The organism is Pseudomonas sp. 43NM1, from assembly GCF_002836905.1.
In the GTDB taxonomy this organism is placed as follows: domain Bacteria; phylum Pseudomonadota; class Gammaproteobacteria; order Pseudomonadales; family Pseudomonadaceae; genus Aquipseudomonas; species Aquipseudomonas prosekii.
Map to the genome: position 1 here is coordinate 31,290 of NZ_MKGS01000195.1, position 18,279 is coordinate 49,568.

General features: G+C 60.1%; 14 protein-coding genes. 3 read left to right on the forward strand and 11 right to left on the reverse strand.

The annotated features are described in order from the left end of the window. Positions 1-2: 2 nt before the first annotated feature. Positions 3-1,307 carry a homogentisate 1,2-dioxygenase gene (hmgA, locus tag BI292_RS25605; protein ID WP_101209627.1) on the reverse strand — a complete coding sequence of 435 codons (1,305 nt, stop codon included), beginning with the start codon at positions 1,305-1,307 and terminating at the stop codon, positions 3-5. 165 nt (positions 1,308-1,472) lie between these two features. On the opposite strand from hmgA, the gene BI292_RS25610 reads away from it, so the two are divergent. After that, complete coding sequence (locus tag BI292_RS25610; RefSeq protein ID WP_092273107.1) at positions 1,473-2,267, forward strand: IclR family transcriptional regulator; 795 nt, start codon at positions 1,473-1,475, stop codon at positions 2,265-2,267. Positions 2,268-2,300: 33 nt separating this feature from the next. On the opposite strand, the gene BI292_RS25615 is transcribed toward BI292_RS25610, so the two are convergent. The 9 genes from BI292_RS25615 to BI292_RS25660 all read right to left on the reverse strand — a co-directional run bounded on the left by BI292_RS25615 (position 2,301) and on the right by BI292_RS25660 (position 16,209). Beyond that, a complete protein-coding gene (locus BI292_RS25615) occupies positions 2,301-4,703 on the reverse strand; it encodes a dermonecrotic toxin domain-containing protein (RefSeq protein WP_101209628.1) in 2,403 nt (800 codons plus the stop codon). Between the two features lie 182 nt (positions 4,704-4,885). Beyond that, the gene (locus BI292_RS25620) at positions 4,886-7,447 is read right to left on the reverse strand and encodes a LuxR C-terminal-related transcriptional regulator (RefSeq protein WP_101209629.1); all 2,562 of its coding nucleotides are present in this window, start codon (positions 7,445-7,447) and stop codon (positions 4,886-4,888) included. Between the two features lie 541 nt (positions 7,448-7,988). Continuing rightward, on the reverse strand, positions 7,989-9,356 hold the full coding sequence (locus BI292_RS25630) for a DUF1329 domain-containing protein (RefSeq protein WP_101209631.1): 1,368 nt from the start codon (positions 9,354-9,356) through the stop codon (positions 7,989-7,991). Between the two features lie 23 nt (positions 9,357-9,379). Further along, positions 9,380-11,173 carry a DUF1302 domain-containing protein gene (locus BI292_RS25635; RefSeq protein ID WP_092273119.1) on the reverse strand — a complete coding sequence of 598 codons (1,794 nt, stop codon included), beginning with the start codon at positions 11,171-11,173 and terminating at the stop codon, positions 9,380-9,382. A gap of 981 nt (positions 11,174-12,154) precedes the next feature. After that, positions 12,155-13,066 carry an SDR family oxidoreductase gene (locus BI292_RS25640; RefSeq protein WP_101209632.1) on the reverse strand — a complete coding sequence of 304 codons (912 nt, stop codon included), beginning with the start codon at positions 13,064-13,066 and terminating at the stop codon, positions 12,155-12,157. A gap of 263 nt (positions 13,067-13,329) precedes the next feature. Then, on the reverse strand, positions 13,330-14,232 hold the full coding sequence (locus tag BI292_RS25645) for an alpha/beta fold hydrolase (RefSeq protein ID WP_101209633.1): 903 nt from the start codon (positions 14,230-14,232) through the stop codon (positions 13,330-13,332). After that, the gene (locus BI292_RS25650; protein ID WP_101209634.1) at positions 14,232-15,014 is read right to left on the reverse strand and encodes a class II aldolase/adducin family protein; all 783 of its coding nucleotides are present in this window, start codon (positions 15,012-15,014) and stop codon (positions 14,232-14,234) included. Before BI292_RS25650 ends, BI292_RS25645 begins: the two co-directional genes overlap by 1 nt. 132 nt (positions 15,015-15,146) lie before the next feature. Beyond that, complete coding sequence (locus BI292_RS25655) at positions 15,147-15,833, reverse strand: LrgB family protein (protein WP_092273132.1); 687 nt, start codon at positions 15,831-15,833, stop codon at positions 15,147-15,149. Next, complete coding sequence (locus tag BI292_RS25660; RefSeq protein ID WP_101209635.1) at positions 15,823-16,209, reverse strand: CidA/LrgA family protein; 387 nt, start codon at positions 16,207-16,209, stop codon at positions 15,823-15,825. Before BI292_RS25660 ends, BI292_RS25655 begins: the two co-directional genes overlap by 11 nt. A 94-nt stretch (positions 16,210-16,303) precedes the next feature. Between BI292_RS25660 and BI292_RS25665 the strand changes: the two genes are divergently transcribed. Then, positions 16,304-17,200 carry a LysR family transcriptional regulator gene (locus BI292_RS25665; protein ID WP_101209636.1) on the forward strand — a complete coding sequence of 299 codons (897 nt, stop codon included), beginning with the start codon at positions 16,304-16,306 and terminating at the stop codon, positions 17,198-17,200. On the opposite strand, the gene BI292_RS25670 is transcribed toward BI292_RS25665, so the two are convergent. Further along, a complete protein-coding gene (locus BI292_RS25670; protein ID WP_092273142.1) occupies positions 17,181-17,636 on the reverse strand; it encodes a flavodoxin in 456 nt (151 codons plus the stop codon). The two genes, BI292_RS25665 and BI292_RS25670, sit on opposite strands and share 20 nt — an antisense overlap. A gap of 151 nt (positions 17,637-17,787) precedes the next feature. Between BI292_RS25670 and BI292_RS25675 the strand changes: the two genes are divergently transcribed. After that, entirely contained in the window at positions 17,788-18,264 is a 477-nt protein-coding gene (locus BI292_RS25675) for a PAS domain-containing protein (protein WP_101209637.1), read from the forward strand. Positions 18,265-18,279 lie beyond the last annotated feature (15 nt).

The window sequence follows — 18,279 nt, forward strand, 5'->3', positions numbered from 1 at the left end:
GGTTATCTCCGGGTCGGGTCGAAAGTGACGGGCAACGTCGCCCAGCAGGCGTCGTAGTTGCTTTGCAGTTGCGGGCATTCGAGTGCGTATTGGCTCGGGCGCAGCACTTGGCTGGTCTCGAACATGAACGCCATGGTGTTGTCGATTTTCGCCGGCGACAGTTCGGCGTTGATCGCTTTGGTGCAGCTTTCGCCGTCCGGGCCGTGGGCGCTCATGCAGCTGTGCAACGACGCACCGCCGGGCACGAAGCCTTCAGCCTTGGCGTCGTATTCGCCTTTGATCAGGCCCATGAATTCGTTCATCAGGTTGCGGTGGAACCACGGCGGCCGGAAGGTTTTCTCGGCGACCATCCAGCGCGGCGGGAAAATCACGAAGTCCAGGTTAGCCAAACCGTGGACGCTGGTCGGCGAAGTCAGAACGGTGAAAATCGACGGATCCGGGTGATCGAAACTCACCGTGCCGATGGTATTGAAGCGGCGCAGATCGTATTTGTACGGCACGTTGTTACCGTGCCAGGCGACCACGTTCAGCGGCGAATGATTGAGCTCGCAACCCCACAACTGGCCGAGGAATTTCTGCACCAGCGTGGTGGGTTGCCTGAGGTCTTCGTAATGCGCCACCGGGCTCAGAAAGTCGCGCGGGTTGGCCAGGCCGTTACTGCCGATCGGCCCCAGGTCCGGCAGGCGCAGCGGCGCGCCGTGGTTTTCGGCGATGTAGCCGCGCGCCTGCGGATCTAGCAATTCCACGCGAAATTTCAGACCGCGCGGCAGCACGGCGATTTCCAGCGGTTCTATTTCGAGCACGCCGAGTTCCGTGACGAGGCGCAGCCGGCCCAGTTCCGGCACCAGCAACAATTCGCCGTCAGCGTTGAAGAACACGCGCTCCATGGAACGGTTGGCGCGGTAGCTGTAGACGCTGATCCCGGCTGGCTTATCGGCGCCGGCATTGGCCGCCATGCTCACCAGCCCGTCGATGAAATCGGTCGGTTCGCTGGGGATCTCCAGCGAGTTCCAGCGCAGCCGGTTGGGGGTCACCTCGCCCAACGGTCCGCCGGCCAATTGCCGCTCCAGTTTGACGAACGCCGGGTGATTCGCCGACGGCTGAATGCGGTACATCCAGGTGCGCCGCGCTTCGCTGCGGACCATGGTGAACGCCGTGCCGGAGAACAGTTCGGTGTAGAGACCGTAAGGGACTTTTTGCGGGGAGTTCTGGCCGACGGGCAGTGCGCCGGGCAACGCTTCGCTGCTGAATTCGTTGCCGAAGCCTGACTGATAAGCCAGCGCTGGCGCCGTTGAATCGAGGTTCATGGAGCCTCCTGAACGGGGAGTAGGCAATGGCCCATCGCTCTATTGCAGAGGTCTCGGCACGCCCGGGTTATTTTTATCGTAATCAAATTACGCATAACGTAATTTGATCGGGATTGACCGTCAAGCTATAAAGACGCCCATTCGTCCCGGGATCACACCGCCTCCATGGAAAAGCCGCGCAGCACCGATAAACAGAAAGTCCGTTCGGCCGAGGTCGGCACCGACATTCTCAAAGCCCTGGCCGAACTGTCGCCAGCGACCTCATTGTCGCGCCTGGCGGAACACGTGCAGATGCCGGCGAGCAAGGTCCATCGCTATTTGCAGGCGTTGATCGCCAGCGGTTTCGCCGAGCAGAACGCCGCCACCAACCACTATGGCCTCGGCCGCGAAGCCCTGCGCGTGGGCCTCGCCGCGCTCAACAGCATGGACGTGCTGAAAGTCGCCGCCCTGCCCTTGGCCGAGTTGCGCGATGACTTGAACGAAACGTGTTTTCTGGCGGTGTGGGGCAATCAGGGTGCGACGGTGGTGCACATCGAACCGGCGGTGCGCGCGGTCACGGTGGTCACGCAATTGGGTTCGGTGTTGCCGTTGCTGACTTCGTCGACAGGCCTGGTATTCAGTGCCTTTCTGCCAGATCGGGAAACCAGCGAGTTGCGCGAACTGGAGGTCCAGGCCAGTGAGGCGCACGCCTTGGCCGACGATCAAGCCTACGAGACATTGCGCGAACAGATTCGCCAACGCGGCTTGCACCACGTTCACGGTTTGCTCATGCCCGGCGTCGATGCGTTGTCCGCGCCGGTGTTCAATGCGGTCGGCAACGTTGCGGCGGTGTTGACCATCGTCGGCCCGACGTCACTGTTCCACGCCGACGAAGATGGCCCGGCGGCGCAGCGCTTGCTGGCAGCGACCCGGGCCGTGAGTTGGCGGATGGGTTATCAGCCCGACGATGTCAGCCGTTGAACAGCGCTACACGTCGGCGGGCATTGGCGGTTATCACGCCAAGGTAGTTTTGCTGCTGGCGCTGTCGGGGTCGGCGAGCAGTTCCTGGATTTCCTCCCATGCCCGCTCATGCAATTGCGGCAGACCGCTGGCCTTGGCGTAGAGCTTATCGATGCTGTAGACGTCCCCCAGCATATCGATGAGATTTTTCTGCAGTTTGCTAGCCTTGGTCAGCTTGTGCGCACCTTTGCCCAGCGTCGCCAATTCAATCAATGCACTAGCGAAATGCATGAGTGCCGTGGCTCTGTCCCCCAGTGAATAGGCCTCGGCGCCCTGAACCATCTCCTTGGTCAGCAGCGCGGCACTCACTGCAATGCCGACGGGGGGATAGATCACGCTGGCTAACGTGGCAGCGATCAACACAGTTTCGAAGACGATGCCGGTAATGATCTCTTCAAGGCTCTGCGTTGCCTCGTCCACATCGGACATGACTTTGCGCAGCACGCTGTCGTAACAACTGTTGAAATCGGTGATGCGCGAGTTGCGCTCCAGTACCGGCGCCTCGGCAAAGTTCGCCAACTGTTCAAGGTCTGTTACGTAGGTGCCAATCAGTCGTTGGTAGACCGCCGGCGTGCGCGCATAAAAATAGTCACCCAGACCACGGGTTTTCACCGCGCTGACAAAGTCTTTGAAGGGACGCAACTCGCGGCCGTCCGGCGCATTCGGGGTGAACAGGTATTCTTCGACCAATCCGCCGATGTGCAGGCGAAACACAAACGTGCCGATCAACGCGTGACCTTTGAGACGAAGCTCAAACATCGCGCTGTGCTGCACCGCTGTCGGTTCCTCACCCAGCGGCGCCTCGGGCAGCGGCCGATCCGGGTCATATCCATCGACTACCTTCATCAGCTCGGTGACGTGCGAATTCGACAAACGGCCAGTGAACAGCGCCAGATAGATCGCCGTGCGCATCTGCCGTTGCAGGATGCCGAGGTGCAAAAGACGCTTGAACCGCCCATCCGGATGCCTGCGATTCATATACGTCGTGCGCAACATGGCGATGTACTGCTCACCCGCGCGCAACGTCCTCGACCAACCGGCGATATGCCGAATATCCAGTTTGCTGATCGCCGGATGAGACGCTTTCAGCGTATAGCGCGGGTACAAGTCGCGGTTGGGGTTATCTGCAGCGAAGTGCACTTCCCGGACTATCAGTTCAGTCAGGCTCATTTGCTGTTGCGCACTGATTTGCACTTCAATCCGGTCAGGATCGACCGCGACATTTTCACCGGCGGCGAGAAGAACGTCCTCTACGCGTTGTTTGATCAGTTGATGGCAGAAACGGTCATAACTGATGAAACTGCCCTGGCGCACTTCAATCGCACGTAACGCCCGCAGTTCGCAGTTGATCCGGCTGAACACTTGGCGCTGTTGATCGGTCGCCGCCCGGTAACCGTAGGGTGTATGGCTTTCTTCGGCGGCGATCAGCCAATCGCGATGGTTGGCAACAACAGTTGTCAGTGCTTCCTTGCCGGTATAAGGCGCCGGTGCCAGCGAAACTCCTCGCCAGAGACTTGGCAGTCTAGAGACTTGTTGCAGATAACCACCGACAACTTCGCGGTCCAGTGCATGAGTCTGCCAGCTCAGGTATTCGCGACCGCGCGGTGTCTCTGTCCAACTTCCAATATCGATGCTCACGCGCCGCAGCGACGGCAGTTGATACCAGTCCTGGCCACCGGGCGAGTCAGGTGCATAGAGCAACCAATCGTCATCGCTCGGACTGCGACTGCTGATAACGGCAAGGCCGGCCAGCGGCCGCCAGTTTTCGTGCAACTGCACTGGCGCGATGATCAAATCCTCATCGCCCTCAATGAGACGGCGCACTCGCTGTAGATTGCTGTCGCTCAGATGGTCCTGCAACTTTGCCGAAAAGGCGCTGAACAGAAGTTGCTCGCGAGTCAGGTTTTCCATGGCGGCGAGTACGTTCGGGCGCTGATAAACATCTCTGAACTCGCGGCCATAAGCCGCCCGCACGTCGTTGCTCATCAGCTTTTCCAGCCAATCGGGAGCCATGTGCCGTGTTTCTGATACCTGCAAGGTAATCTGTGGGCGTTCACCTTCATCGTGCAAGCCGTGCAACAACAAGTCCGTGAGCGAGCGCTTTTCTTCCTGAATCAAAGAGCGGCCACCGAACGAAAACACATACCGCGATGACGTCATCACCGTGTCGGGGTCGAGTGCTGTCCGGTACCACTTGGCCAGCGCCTGCGCAGCCAGATCACGAGCGTAAGCCTGAACGCTGGTGAACGGGCCAAGTTGCTTATCCAGATGAATCTGGCTGGCAATCAGGTTCTGCTCGAGTTCGCCGTAGTGCTGTCGGTCGAGTGCACTTGCACGCTCGAGCCATTGGACAGGAATGTCACTGTTGGCGGGAATATGCGTATTGATTACGTTCATTCAATTGCCCTTCGATTAATTCTCAACTGGCCGGCTCAATGCAGGCGAAAATTAATCTACGTCGGTTCGAACAAACATCAAATCGGCAAATCAACACTGAACAGTCACAGCTACAACCGCATGTAAACCGAATCTTTTTTCTACATATAAAGGGAAACGTTTAGCCCGACACCAATCCCCTGTCAGCCCCACAACCCCAACGATTTCGCCTTCGCTACCGCTTGCGTGCGACGCTCCACCCGTAACTTTCCATGTATGCGGCGGCTGTGAGTTTTAACAGTATGCAAAGAAATAAACAGCGCATCGGCAATCTGCTGATTAGAGTGACCGAGTGCAATTAATTCCAATACTTGCAGTTCACGCTGACTTAACAAGTCCGCAGGCGCAGAACTCGCGCATGGCTCTTTGGCCGGCAATGGAACAACGTGTTGCGCGTCTGACAATGAAGGCTGGCGCAACCGCAATTCACTCCAGAGTTGCTGTAGTTGATAGCGCTCTACATTGCGCGAGCCCTCGTGCAAAACGTCGACGGCTTTCGCCACTTGCCCATCGAGCCAAAGTGCCTCGGCCAAGGCCAATTGCAACTCGGTGGCGAGCGCGTACATGCCGCACGATCGGGCCTGCTCAAGCGCCGCATCGATTTGCCCCACCGCGTCGACCGAACCCGGCATAACTCGAATTTTGGCAAGCGCCAGCAGGTATTCGATTCGCGCGATCAGTGCGAGCGTTGCCGGCGGCGCATGGCGTGCGCGCGGCCCGCGATAGTGTTTGAGCACGCGACTCAGCGCCTCGCACGCCAACTCCGCGCGGCCCTGTTGCAACCAGAAATGGCTGCTGACCTGCAACAGCACGCCGCGATACACCGTGTCGGGGATCTGGCGCAGTTGCATCAACCGTTCGGCATCGCGCAAACAGACGAATGCGTGGGCGTAATCGCGCCGATTGGCAGCTAATTGCGCCAAGCCGATATAGCCGTACAACACGCGTTTGTCGTGGCTGCGCAGGCACTGTTCCTGCCCGGCGTGAAACAGTTCTTGCGCCCGCTCCTCTTCGCCCATGCACAGTGCCAGACGCCCGCGACGCAAGGCGATGCGCCCCAGCAGCGGTGTCGGCAACGATGCCTGTTGGCAGAGCAAATCATGGATATTCGCCAGCAGCGTCTCGGCCCGCGCGGGGGCGCCGCGCTGTTCCAGCAATTGCGCGTGATCGAGTTCGAGCAAGCCCTCAAACACCAGTGAGCCCTGCGCCCGAGCCAGGCACAGCGCCTCGCGGTTGAGTGCCTGCGCGACTTCCAGTTCGCCGCGCAGCAAGGCTTGCTGGGTCAACCCCGACAGGCACAAAACGCGCACGGTCCACAGGTCCGGCCCGAGGTCGTTCAGCGCCTCCAGCAGATGCGCGCGCGACGCCTCCATGCGCCCCTGCAAGTGCAGCAACCAACCCTGCTGCGCTTGCCAACGGGCGAGCAATTGTTGCTGCAGCAGCGGCGTCGGTTGCGGGGTAAATCGCGACAGCTGTTCGATGCATTCAGCCGCCTGTTCAAAGCGCCCGGCGAACAACGACGCAGCGGTGATCAAGCCGACCAATTGCGGCGAGCCAGACAACAACTCCGCACCCTGTTGCTCGTGCAAGCGCAGCAACAGGACCACCGTTTGCTCTTCGAACAAATGCTCGAAACTGAAGTGCTGCAACAGGCTGACCGCGACTTCATATTCTTCGGCGAGCAAGGCCTGTTCGAACGCCGGTTTCCACAGCTGTTCGGCGGCGAACCACTGGCACGCGCGCCGATGCCAGGAACGCCCGGTCGACCATTGTTCATCGCGCATCAGTTGCGTGAGTGGCGGAAAAATCTGCAGCCAGTCCGCCGAGTCCTGCCAGGGCTCGATAAAGCAGCCGAGTTCCTGCAACGTCTTCAGGCATTGCGCGCCTTCACCGGCGCCGAACAGGTGCTCGCACAATCGCGCATTGAAGCGCGGCAAATGCGCGAGTACACGCCAGGCTTCGGTCAGTTCGGCGCTGAGGCTGGTGAACAGTTCGTGCTGCAGATAATCGAGCAAGGTGTCAGGTCGGCTGTGCAGCGTGTCGTTGCGCGACCAGTCGCATTTGTGCAGCAGCGCAATGCGCACACCGGCGCACCAGCCGCCACTGAGGCGGATGATTTTGCTCGCGGCAATGTTCGCTTCGGCGGGTGTCAGGTGCTGCAACAGCGCGGCGATTTCCGCTTGATTGAAGGCCAGCGTCGAGCGCTCGCAGTCGTACAGATCATCGTCGAGTAACAGGCGTGGCCAGTTGCATTGCGGACGCCGCCGCGCGCCCAGCCACCAGGTGACCATCGGGCTGCTGACGGCGATCAGGCGATCGAGCAGTTGGTCCAGTTGCGGATTCGGCAAGCGGCAATAATCGTCGAGAAACAGCCAGATCGGCGTCGACCAGCGGGCCAGCGCTGCAAGGACTGCGGACTCTTCCGCTGACGGCAGCCCTGACGCTTCGGCCAGTCGTCGACACAAATCTGCCGGGGTTATCGCGGCACCGGCCAACGGCAACCAGCACACCTGACATTGTGGCGGCGCCTGCAACAGGCAATCGGCGAGCAACGAGGTTTTGCCGCTGCCGGCCGGCGCGCAGAGCAATTTCACCCGCGCGTTCGATGCCAGCAACGGCGCGCTCAGACGCTCGCGCGACAGGTGATGGGAGGACAAGCGGGGCAAAAATCCCGGACGATCCAGACACGGGGTCATGGCGGTCATTGCGGCGTGCCTTTTTATAGTTGTGCCGCAACCCTAGCCCTCTCCCGCGTGCTTGTTGAGAAACATTCAGAACGCTGATTGCCCCCCATAAAAAACCCGCCCCTGTATGAGCTGAGCTTGATGGGAGCAGAGCTTGGTGGGTGCAGAGCTTGGTGGGAGCAAAGCTTGCTCGCGATGGCGGTGTGTCATTCAACATTGATATTGGCTGAACCGACGCCATCGCGAGCAAGCTTTGCTCCTACGGGGATGGCGGTGTGTCATTCAACATCGATGTTGGCTGACACAACGCCTCCCCTGTAGGAGCTGAGCTTGCTCGCGAAAGCGGTCTGTCATTCAACATTGATATTGGCTGACCCAACCCACCCCCTGTAGGAGCTGAGCTTGCTCGCGAAAGCGGTCTGCCATTCAACACTGATATTGGCTGACCCAACGCCTCCCCTGTAGGAACTGAGCTTGCTCGCGAAAGCGGTGTGTCATTCAACATTGATATTGGCTGAACCGACGCCTTCGCGAGCAAGCTTTGCTCCTACAGGATGGTGGCTTAACGAACCCCCTCAGCGCGCAATGCCGATGGCGTGTAATCAGCCGCTTTCGCTTCAAAGCCGAATTCAAAGCTGTGCTTCTCTTCGTTCTTCATCCCGAGGGCAAGGTAACGCCCGGCAATGATGTCGTAGAGCGCTTCCAGGGTGTACGCCTGGGCCTGGTGATCGTAGTAATACTGCGCGTGCCCCTCGGCCACTCGCCACAGTTGGCCGCGACCGTCGTAGTGATCGACCAGCGCCACTTGCCAACTGTCTTCGTCGATGTACATGTGGCGTTTGGCATAAATGTGCCGCTCGCTCGGCTTGACCGTGCCGACCACTTCCCAGACCCGGTGCAGCTCATAACGGGTCAGGTCCTGATTGATATGCCCAGCCTTGACGATGTCGTCGTACTTGAGCTTCGGCGAATCGAGTTTGTAGCTGTTGTACGGAATGTACATTTCCTTTTTGCCGACCAGCTTCCAGTCGTAGCGATCCGGCGCGCCGGAGAACATGTCGAAGTTGTCCGAAGTGCGCAGGCCATCGGCAGCAGTGCCCGGCCCGTCATACGCGACTTGCGGCGCCCGACGCACGCGACGCTGACCGGCGTTATAGATCCACGCCAGACGCGGTTCCTTGACCTGATCGAGCGTCTCGTGAACCAGCAACACGTTACCCGCCAGACGCGCCGGCGCAGTCACCGACTGCTTGAAAAACGTCAGCACGTTCGCGGCTTTTTCCGGGTCGAGATCCTTGATCAATTGCGGCACGGCGATCTCTTCTTCGAAGCGGATCGGCGTGTAGCTGCCGTTGGTTTGCGGAGTCACTTGGGTGATGATCCGGCGCAAATTGCCGCCGTGATAACGGGTGATGTGGTTCCACAACACCTCGACGCCATTCTTCGGAATCGGAAATGCGTAGTAGCGGTTGCCGGTGAAATTGGCCAGGCCGCTGCCGTCATTGATGCTGTTGACGTTGAGCGCGCTGCGCTTGGCCGACTCGTAGATTTCCGGCGGCACGGCGACCGTGCGATGGGTCGGGTAGACCGGAATTTTGTAGGTTTCCGGGTAGCGCTTGAACATCGCCACCTGACCTTCCGACAGCTTGTCCTTGTACTTGTCGACCGTTGCCGCGGTGATCACGAACAACGGTTTTTCGCTGGCAAACGGGTCGGCGAGGAAACCTTTGCTGTCCACCGCCCCAGCGTTTTTCGGAATGCCGCCGGTCCACGCCGGAATCGAGCCGTCAGCGTTGCCGGCCTTCTCCGCGCCCAACGGCGTGAGGCTGGTCCCGAGCTTGTTGGCTTCGTCCGGCGAAACCGCCGCTATCACGTTGGCGGCCAGCAGGCTCAGGGCCAGGGCGCCGCATTGCAGAATCATTTTGCGCATTAACATCATCCTTCTCAGCCAGATCAGAAGTTCACGCCGAAGCTCAGCGCCAGGAAGTCGCGGTCTTCGAGAACGTTGTAGTCACCGCCGAAAAAGTCGGTGTAACTCAAGCTCGCGGTATAGGTGTTGCGGTAGTCGGCATCGACGCCGACGCTGATCGCCTTGGCGCCTTCGTTGAACAGGCCGTTGGGGCCATAACCGGCGACGTCGTGGGACCAGGACAGGTTGGGTTTGAGGTTGATCCCGCCGATCACGTTGGCGTAATCGAGGATGGCCCGGGTGCGATAACCCCACGACGTCGAGGTGACGAAGCCCTCGGTGTCGCCGCCAAAACCGTACTGGCCGAACACCGAATCGCGGCCATAACGCAGATCGCTTCGCGACTCCAGGCCACCAACGCGCACCACCGCTGCTTCACCGACCACGGTCAGCCGTTCGGCGCCGAGCACCTGATCGAAGAAGTGCGTGAGCGTGCTCTGGATTTGCGTCACTTCCTTGCGCCGATAACCTTTGTTGTCGGCCCCCGGTGCGGTGGCGATCGGCGAAGCGGCGCCGCCGGCAATCGGGTTGATCAGCGCCAGGGTCAGGTCGTTGGTGCTGACTTGCACCGGCGCGTTGGGCCGATAGCTGATCTCGCCGGTCCACGCGGTGCCGGTGGGCAACGTGGTGGAGAAACTCGCGCCGTACAGGCGAATGTCTTCCGGGTAATCGAGGTAATACTGGCCGCGACCGAGCATCACACTTTGCGCCAGCCCGGCGCCGCTGCCGGGGGCCAGACCGTTGGCAATATTGACCAGGCCCGGCAGGCTGGCGAGGGTCGAAGCGCCGGCGGTGATGGTGCCGACCGTTGGCGTGCGGCTGTGGTAATTCATGAAGTACAAGCCGTACTCGGTGTCGTCGCCGAGCCAGCGCAGCGCCGTGCCCCACTGCCCGGAATCACGCGCATCGCGGTCGCCGCCACGGGGGATGACCACGCCTTCACGCGTTACCTGAATCGGCTGACCGAACGCCGAGGCCAGCGGCGCAAACGGCGCAATCGCCGGGCTGCCGACGGTGTAGCCGTTGGTGCAGCCGTCAGCCGCTACGTCGACGCCGAAGTAGGTGCCGCAGTTGTCGAGAACCGTCTGGTCCCACTCCAGTTGATAAAAACCTTCGACGGTCAGTTGATCGGTCAGGCCTTGCGAGCCGAACAGCATGTTTACCGGGATCAGGCCTTCCTTGATCTCGGCGCCGGGACGCCGAAACGCCGACACGTCGACCGGGTTGATGCTGTTGATCGAGTTGCCGATGAAGGTACTTTCGCCCCAACTCACCACTTGTTTACCCGCGCGCACAGTGCCGGGCAGGTTGGCGATGGAATAGTTGTGATAGACGAACGCATCGAGGATCTGCGCGCCGGACGATTTCGCGCCTTCCTTGCGCCCGTTGTCGCTGATCTGTTTGAACTCGCGGTCCTCGTCCTTGAGCTCGAAGTCGTACCAGTATTTGCCGCGGACAAACACGCCGGTATCGCCGTACTTGAGTTCGAGATCGTGGATGCCCTTGACGATTTTGGAGAAGGTTTCGCCCTTCTTGAAATTCAGTCGCCCGTCATCACCGGTCGAGGATTGGCCAGTGCCGCCGTTGACCGTGCCGACAAAAGCCTTGTCCGCATCGCGCATGCCCCAACTCGCGCCGACCGACAGCGAGGAGTCGAAGGTGCCTTCGATTTCGCCGATATTGAATGCAACGGCATGCGCCTGGGCACAGCAACCCAAAGCCACCGCAGCGGCCAGCGCTTGCGGCGTGAAGATGGCGCGCATTGTTGTTTTTGTCATGCGTCTTCCCCGGTGAGTGACAGAAGGCCCCACCCTACTGCTCCGCGCCGGGAGCGATAAGCGCACCAAGGAGGTATTCGCGTTGTACCTCCAAAGGATGAATGCCCGCACCGCACGGCGCTTTGCGCCACGCATGGACGAGCTGGATAAAGGATTATCAACCGAACGCATAACCCCAGATCGCCGGAGCCCCTGTAGCAGCTGCCGAGGCACGAGGCTGCGTTCGGCTGCGAAGCAGTCGTAAAACCCGAGCTGAACGCATAACCCCAGATTGACAGAGCCCCTGTAGCAGCTGCCGAGGCACGAGGCTGCGTTCGGCTGCGAAGCAGTCGTGAACCCGAGCTGAACGCATAACCCCAAATTGACAAAGCCCCTGTAGCAGCTGCCGAGGCACGAGGCTGCGTTCGGCTGCGAAGCAGTCGTGAATCAGTTCACGCGGGGTGTCAGGAAAATCGCTTGTTCAGGTTTGACGACTGCTTCGCAGCCGAACGCAGCCTCGTGCCTCGGCAGCTGCTACATGAGCCGGACGCAGCCTCGTGCCTCGGCAGCTGCTACATGAGCCAACGCAGCCTCGTACCTCGGCAGCTGCTACATGAACCGATGCGGCTTTCTCATTGCGACAAATTCGGGCGCGGCGCGAATCGGCGACTGTTGCACGCCCCGTAACAGTGCATGTCTGGAATCGCTATTTTTCCTTTGCGTTCAACCCCCTATTCTTGCCGGGCTTTCACGGGTAACCGACCGTAAGCACGACGCGATCGACCTGACTGAACCCCAGGCCTGTCGCGGCAGATTTCAGATGGATTGAGGCGCTCTTCGATTCATCGCCCTGTGTTCACTGACGTTGATTTATTGCTCCTTGATCAATCGTCTTACTTTGGCCGCTGCGTTTGCAGCGGCCTTTTTTATGGGCGATGTTTTTAGCGGGGATTTGACGCGGGGTTGGCACGGCTCAGGCACGCCCTGCCGAATGCAGCGAGATCAGAGCGAATACTTCTGCAAATTCGCCATCATTTCCTTCAACGCCTCAATATTGTCCTGCGGATGCGCCGCACCCTCAAAATCACAAATCTGCTGCCAGTGCGCCGCAACATCTTCCGGCGAGAAGCCCACGCGCGGATCAAATCCGGCACCCAGACTGCGCTCCCAACGCACTTTGCCCATCCAGCCGCCGCCGACTTCAAACAAGCCTGAAGTTTCCTGACAATTTTCGCTGGCGAGGTACACCACTAACGGGCTGACCAGTTCCGGTTTGAGTTGCTCGAATACTTGCGGCGGGATCAGGCCTTCGGTCATGCGCGTACCGCCGGTGGGGGCGATGGCGTTGACGAGGATGTTGTTCTTGCGTCCCTCGATGGCCAGCGTGCGGGTCAAACCGTACAGACCCAGCTTGGCCATGCCGTAGTTGGACTGGCCGAAGTTGCCGTAGATGCCCGAGGTCGACGCGGTGAAAATCACCCGGCCATAACTTTGCTCACGCATATGCGGCCAAGCGGCGCGGGTGGCTTTGTAGGCGCCTTCGACGTGGACGCGGTAGACCAGATCCCAATCGCCGTCGTCCATTTTGTGGAAGGTTTTATCGCGCAGGATCCCGGCGTTGTTCACCACCACGTCGACGCGGCCAAACACGTCGAGGGCTTGCTGGACGATTTTGTCGCCGTCGGTGACGGAGTCGTGGTTGGCTTCAGCGATACCGCCCGCCGCGCGAATTTCGGCGACCACGCGGTCGGCGGCTGAGGCGTTGGCGCCTTCACCCTGAGCGGTGCCGCCGAGGTCGTTGACCAGCACTTTGGCGCCCTGTTGCGCAAACAGCAACGCATGCGCCCGGCCCAGACCGCCGCCGGCGCCAGTGATGATCACGACTTTATCTTCGAAGCGCACAGACTCACTCATGGGGAAAACTCCAGCAGGCCAAAGGACATTGGCGTCGAGTGTCGGCCACGGCGCTGCGGGTCACAATCAAGACGAGGAGGCTGAATGGTGCGCGATAAGGTTGGGGGATGATGCGCGCGATGAGACAGGACAGCACAAAAACCTGTAGGAGCAGAGCTTGCTCGCGAAGGCGTCGTGTCAGCCAGCATCAATGTTGAAGGTCAGTCCGCTATCGCGAGCAAGCTTTGCTCCCACAGCGTTCGCGGTCGGGCAAAAAATACAGCTCACGAACACGCCACCTGGCGCGGCGCCAGTGTCAGGCGATCGCGAAACTCGACGTAGTGCTTGAGCACCTGCACCGGCGCCTCGATCTGCGGATAGTGACCAATACCCGGCAGCAGCACCGTGTCCGGATTGGGGATCAACTGCCGATAACGCTCGACCATGTGCGCGCCGGAAATCGGATCGACCTCGCCATCGATCACGCGTAATGGCACGTCACAACACTGCATGGCGCCGATCCAGCGGTCGCGCTGGACCCGTCGTTCCGGAATATAGCCAATCAGTTTGTGCATGATCCGCGGCCCGCGATTGCTCTCGACCAGGCTCCAGAAGTCATCCATTTCGCTTTCGGTCGGCCGGTTCTTCGAGCCGAAGATCTGGCGAAAATTCTTCACCAGCGCATCGCGGGTAAACGCTCGACCGAGCATCCAGCCCAGCGGACTGAGCAAGAGTTTTTGCGCCAACAGCGGCCGATGGGTTTCGGGGAACAGCCCGCCATTGAGAAACACGCAACTGGCGACATCGATCCGCGCCTCTTGGTGGCGGACGAGCAATTCCTGAGCGACGCTGTCGCCGTAATCGTGGGCCAGCAGGTGCACCGACTGCTCGATATTCAGGTGCGCGAGCAACGCCTGCTGCAAATCGGCTTGCTCCAGCAGGCTATAGCGGTGATTCATCGGTTTCGCCGAATCGCCGAAGCCGAGCATGTCGCAGGCGATCACCCGATAGCGCTGCGCGAGCGGTTGCCACAGGTAATGCCAATCCCAACTGGCGGTGGGAAAACCATGAATGAGCAGCAGCGGCTCACCCTGCCCGGCCGTCCAGTAACGGATAGCCTGGCCACGGAAAATGAAGGTCTGGCCGTGTTTGCGCCAGACGCTCAGCGGGATCTCGGCGAGTGGCATCAGAGTTTATAACCTGGGTCTTGTTTATCGAGTTTGCGCAGCAACGCCGGCCAGGCCAGCGCGCCACCCATGCCTTGGGCGCTTTTGGTCACACCCGCAATCATCGCTTTGGCGCCGGCGAGAATCTGCGGTTCGATGGCGATCAGCTCGGCGCCACCGGTTTGCGCCAGCACCTGGATATCGCAAGCGCGCTGGAAAGTGAACATCATCAAAAAGGTGTCAGCGATGGTCCCGCCGCAGGTCAGCAGACCGTGGTTGTGCAGCATCAGGAAATTGTTTTCACCGAGGTCGGCCTGCAGCCGCGCTTTCTCTTCATGGTTCAGCGCCACGCCTTCATACGCGTGATAGGCCAGGCTCGACAGCACAAACAGGGATTGCTGGCTGATCGGCAAGATGCCTTGTTTTTGCGCCGACACCGCGACCCCGGCGGCGGTGTGCGTGTGCAGGACGCACACCACGTCGTGACGCACTTCGTGCACGGCGCTGTGGATGGTGTAACCGGCCGGATTGATCTCGTAAGGGCTGTCCATCAGCTTGTTGCCGGCCTGATCGACTTTGACCAGGCTCGACGCGGTGATCTCGTGGAACATCAGCCCGAACGGGTTGATCAGGAAGTCTTCTGTGCCCGGCACCTTGGCCGAAATATGGGTGAAGATCAGATCGTCCCAGCCATGCGCAGCGACCAGGCGATAACAGGCTGCGAGGTCGACGCGGGCCTGCCATTCGGCGGCGCTGACCTGATCTTTGACACTGTTGGGGAACTGGACGGGCGCAAGACTCACGGCAACAACCTCCTGGTTTTTATTATTTTGCTCAGTCTCAGCAGTCTAGTCAGGCTCCGGAATTCGTGTAGTTGCATTGGCAGCCAGCTTGGTGGCCGAGCGAGTCAGTGGCGCAATTAGCGTCGCGCCGCGTCAAAGGATAGACGCCAATAATGGCGCGGCGAACAGATTGAGCAACCCGGTCAGGACCATGACCAGACCCGCCACCGAGCCCTCTTCGCCGCCCACTTCATGCGCCCGACTGACTCCCGCGCCGTGCGCGCCGACCCCAAACAGCGCGCCGCGCGCCAGGGCACTGCGCAATGGCAGCCATTTCAGCAGGACGCCGCCGAGCATCGCCCCGATCACCCCGGTAAACATCACAAACACCGCGGTCAATTCCGGCACGCCACCGAGGTCGTGGGCCAGCGGCATGGCGAATGGCGTGGTGATCGAACGGGGCACCAGCGACATCGTCACCGAACTGTCCAGCGCCAGCGCTTTGGCCAGACCGAACGAGGTGCCAATGGACGCCGCGCTGCCCGCGAGCATCCCCAGCAGCAACGCCGACCAGTGCCGCGCAAGCATTTGCCGCTGCTGCCAGATCGGCACGGCGAACGCCACGGTGACCGGCCCGAGCACCAGCATCAGCCAATGGGTATTGCTCGAATATTCGGCGTAAGCGGTGTGCAACGGCACCGCCAGCGCCAGCAATAGCGCCGGAACCAGAATCAGCGGCGACAATAAATAGCGGCCAGTGCGCCGGTAGATCCAGCGGCTGAACAGATAGGCGAGCAAGGTGAACGCCAGCCAGAACATCGGCATCAGCTCAAGCTTCATGCGACCTCCGCAACCGCACCACCAACTCGACGGTAAACGCAGTCACCAGCATCACCATCAACGTGCTCGCAGCAATCACCAGCAGAATCCGCCAACCGTCGTTGCGCAGCAGGCCGCCGTAGTCGAGCAGGCTCATCAGCGCCGGAATAAAAAACAACAACATCTCGGCCATCAACACGCCGGCGCCCATTTGCAGCGCTGCCGGTTTCACCCAGCCGAACGCGAAGGCCAGCAGCAACAACGCCATGCCGATGACGCCGCCGGGAATCGGCCAGGCGAACCAAACGGCCAATTGGCAGCCGATCATATAAATAGCCAGTAACACAGCCAGCTCGGCGATCAGACGGAAGAGATATTTGCAGCGTGATGCATTCATGGTCAGGTCCTCACAGGCGCCTATTTTACGAAGCGGGCTGTTATCCCTGAAGCGAATTGTTAGACTTCCAGCCATTCCAAAATGGAATCAGGCGATGGAATTCAAACAGCTGCGCAGCTTTATCGAAGTGATGCACCAAGGCGGTTTCACTCAAGCGGCGAAGACTTTGCACATCAGCCAGTCCGCGGTGAGCAAGCAAGTTGCGCAACTTGAGCAAAGCCTCGGCACGCCTTTGCTTGAACGTCTCGGCTCGCAATTGCGCCTGACCGCCGCCGGCAGCGTGGTGCTGCAACGCGCGGAGAACATGCTGCGCTTGCGCAACGAACTGCTCAGCGAACTCGACGATTTAAGCCAATTGGCGCGGGGCGAATTGCGCCTTGGATTACCGCTGCTGGGCAGCGATGCGTTGTTCGCCAGGCTGTTTGCCGAATACCGGCGGCGCTACCCGAACATCAGCATTCAACTGATCGAGGGCGGCAGCCGCAACATCGAACAAGCGGTGTTGAGTGGCGAACTGGAATTGGGCGGGAGCTTGCTGACCCGGGATCCGCAATTCGAATGCCAGCCGTTCTGCGACGAGCCGCTGGACGCCTTGCTGCCGGCCGATCATCCGCTGGCGGCGAAGTCTGTGATTGGTTTGGAGGAATTGGCCGATACGCCGTTTTTGCTGTATCAGCGCAGCTTCGTGCTCAACGATCGGTTGCTCCAGGCCTGCCAGCAAATGGGTTTTACCCCGAAAGAAGGTGGGCGCAGCGGTCAGGCGGATTTTCTTGCGGCGCTGGTGGCCGCCGGGCAAGGCGTGGTGCTGTTGCCGCGGGTAGTCGCGCGCGGGCTGGTACGGCCAGGCGTGGTGCGCCTGACCTTGAACGCGCCGGCCACGTTGCGCTGGGACATCGCGTTTATCTGGCGCCAGGGCGCGTACCTGTCGAAAGCCGCGCAAGCCTGGCTGGCGCTGCTGCGCGAGCGTCCGGTCAGCCGCGCAGAGCCGTGACCAACTCGGCCAGCCAAGGCTCGGCGTCGGTTTCCGGGGTCACGCTTTCGCTCGCATCGAGGCGCAGCATCGGCAGCACTTCGCGCAAACCCAACTCGCCGAACAGTTCGCGCATCTGCTCGCCGCCGCCGCAGAACGTGTCGCCATAACTGGCGTCGCCCAAGGCAATGACCGCGCCGGGCAAACCGCGCCATGCCGCCGGCAACTGGTCGCGAATCGTCGAATACAGCGGTTGCAAATTGTCCGGCAACTCGCCCATGCCGGTGGTCGAGGTCACGGCCAGAAAGGCCTCGGGGGCAAATGCCTGGACATCGGCAAGGCTGGCGCGCGGGTTGTGCCAGGTATCAAAACCGGCGTCTTTCAAAATATTCGCAGCGTGCCGGGCGACTTCTTCAGCCGTGCCGTACACCGAGCCGGAAAGGATGGCGACTTTCATCAAACTGATCCTGAAGCGGTAAAAGACCGGCGATATTAACAGCACCGGCGAAAAAGCTGCGATTGACTCTCGACCACCAGTGATGGCTAGTAGACAGCTCGCCCGGTTGTTTTAGAATGCAACGCTGCTTTCTCACTTGTCGGAGGTTCAGATGATCAACGCTCAACTGCTGCAACTGGTCATCAATGCCTCCAACGACGGCATCGTGGTCGCCGAAAAGGAAGGCGATGAAGACAACATCCTGATTTACGTCAACCCGGCATTCGAACGCATGACCGGCTATACCAGTGATGAAATCCTCTATCAGGATTGCCGCTACCTGCAGGCCGGCGATCGCGATCAGGAAGGCTTGCAGCGCATTCGCGAAGCGTTGAGCCGCGGCGAATCGTGCCGGGAAATATTGCGCAATTACCGCAAGGACGGCACGCCATTCTGGAATGAGCTGTCTCTTTCAACAGTGAAGAACGATGTTGACGGACAAACTTATATCGTCGGTGTACAAAAAGACGTAACGGCTGAAGTCAAGGAACACCGCCGCGTTATCCAGCTTGAAGCGCAAGTGGCTGAATTGCAGGCGGAACTCGCCGCACTAAAAGCGACGAACGGCGAAAACAAAAATGCGAATTAATTGTCATTAACTACA

Excerpts from the sequence above, each read along its gene's own strand:
- hmgA (WP_101209627.1), bottom strand. The coding sequence starts at position 1,307 with ATGAACCTCGATTCAACGGCGCCAGCGCTGGCTTATCAGTCAGGCTTC.
- BI292_RS25610 (WP_092273107.1), top strand. The coding sequence starts at position 1,473 with ATGGAAAAGCCGCGCAGCACCGATAAACAGAAAGTCCGTTCGGCCGAG.
- BI292_RS25615 (WP_101209628.1), bottom strand. The coding sequence starts at position 4,703 with ATGAACGTAATCAATACGCATATTCCCGCCAACAGTGACATTCCTGTC.
- BI292_RS25620 (WP_101209629.1), bottom strand. The coding sequence starts at position 7,447 with ATGACCGCCATGACCCCGTGTCTGGATCGTCCGGGATTTTTGCCCCGC.
- BI292_RS25630 (WP_101209631.1), bottom strand. The coding sequence starts at position 9,356 with ATGCGCAAAATGATTCTGCAATGCGGCGCCCTGGCCCTGAGCCTGCTG.
- BI292_RS25635 (WP_092273119.1), bottom strand. The coding sequence starts at position 11,173 with ATGACAAAAACAACAATGCGCGCCATCTTCACGCCGCAAGCGCTGGCC.
- BI292_RS25640 (WP_101209632.1), bottom strand. The coding sequence starts at position 13,066 with ATGAGTGAGTCTGTGCGCTTCGAAGATAAAGTCGTGATCATCACTGGC.
- BI292_RS25645 (WP_101209633.1), bottom strand. The coding sequence starts at position 14,232 with ATGCCACTCGCCGAGATCCCGCTGAGCGTCTGGCGCAAACACGGCCAG.
- BI292_RS25655 (WP_092273132.1), bottom strand. The coding sequence starts at position 15,833 with ATGAAGCTTGAGCTGATGCCGATGTTCTGGCTGGCGTTCACCTTGCTC.
- BI292_RS25660 (WP_101209635.1), bottom strand. The coding sequence starts at position 16,209 with ATGAATGCATCACGCTGCAAATATCTCTTCCGTCTGATCGCCGAGCTG.
- BI292_RS25665 (WP_101209636.1), top strand. The coding sequence starts at position 16,304 with ATGGAATTCAAACAGCTGCGCAGCTTTATCGAAGTGATGCACCAAGGC.
- BI292_RS25670 (WP_092273142.1), bottom strand. The coding sequence starts at position 17,636 with ATGAAAGTCGCCATCCTTTCCGGCTCGGTGTACGGCACGGCTGAAGAA.
- BI292_RS25675 (WP_101209637.1), top strand. The coding sequence starts at position 17,788 with ATGATCAACGCTCAACTGCTGCAACTGGTCATCAATGCCTCCAACGAC.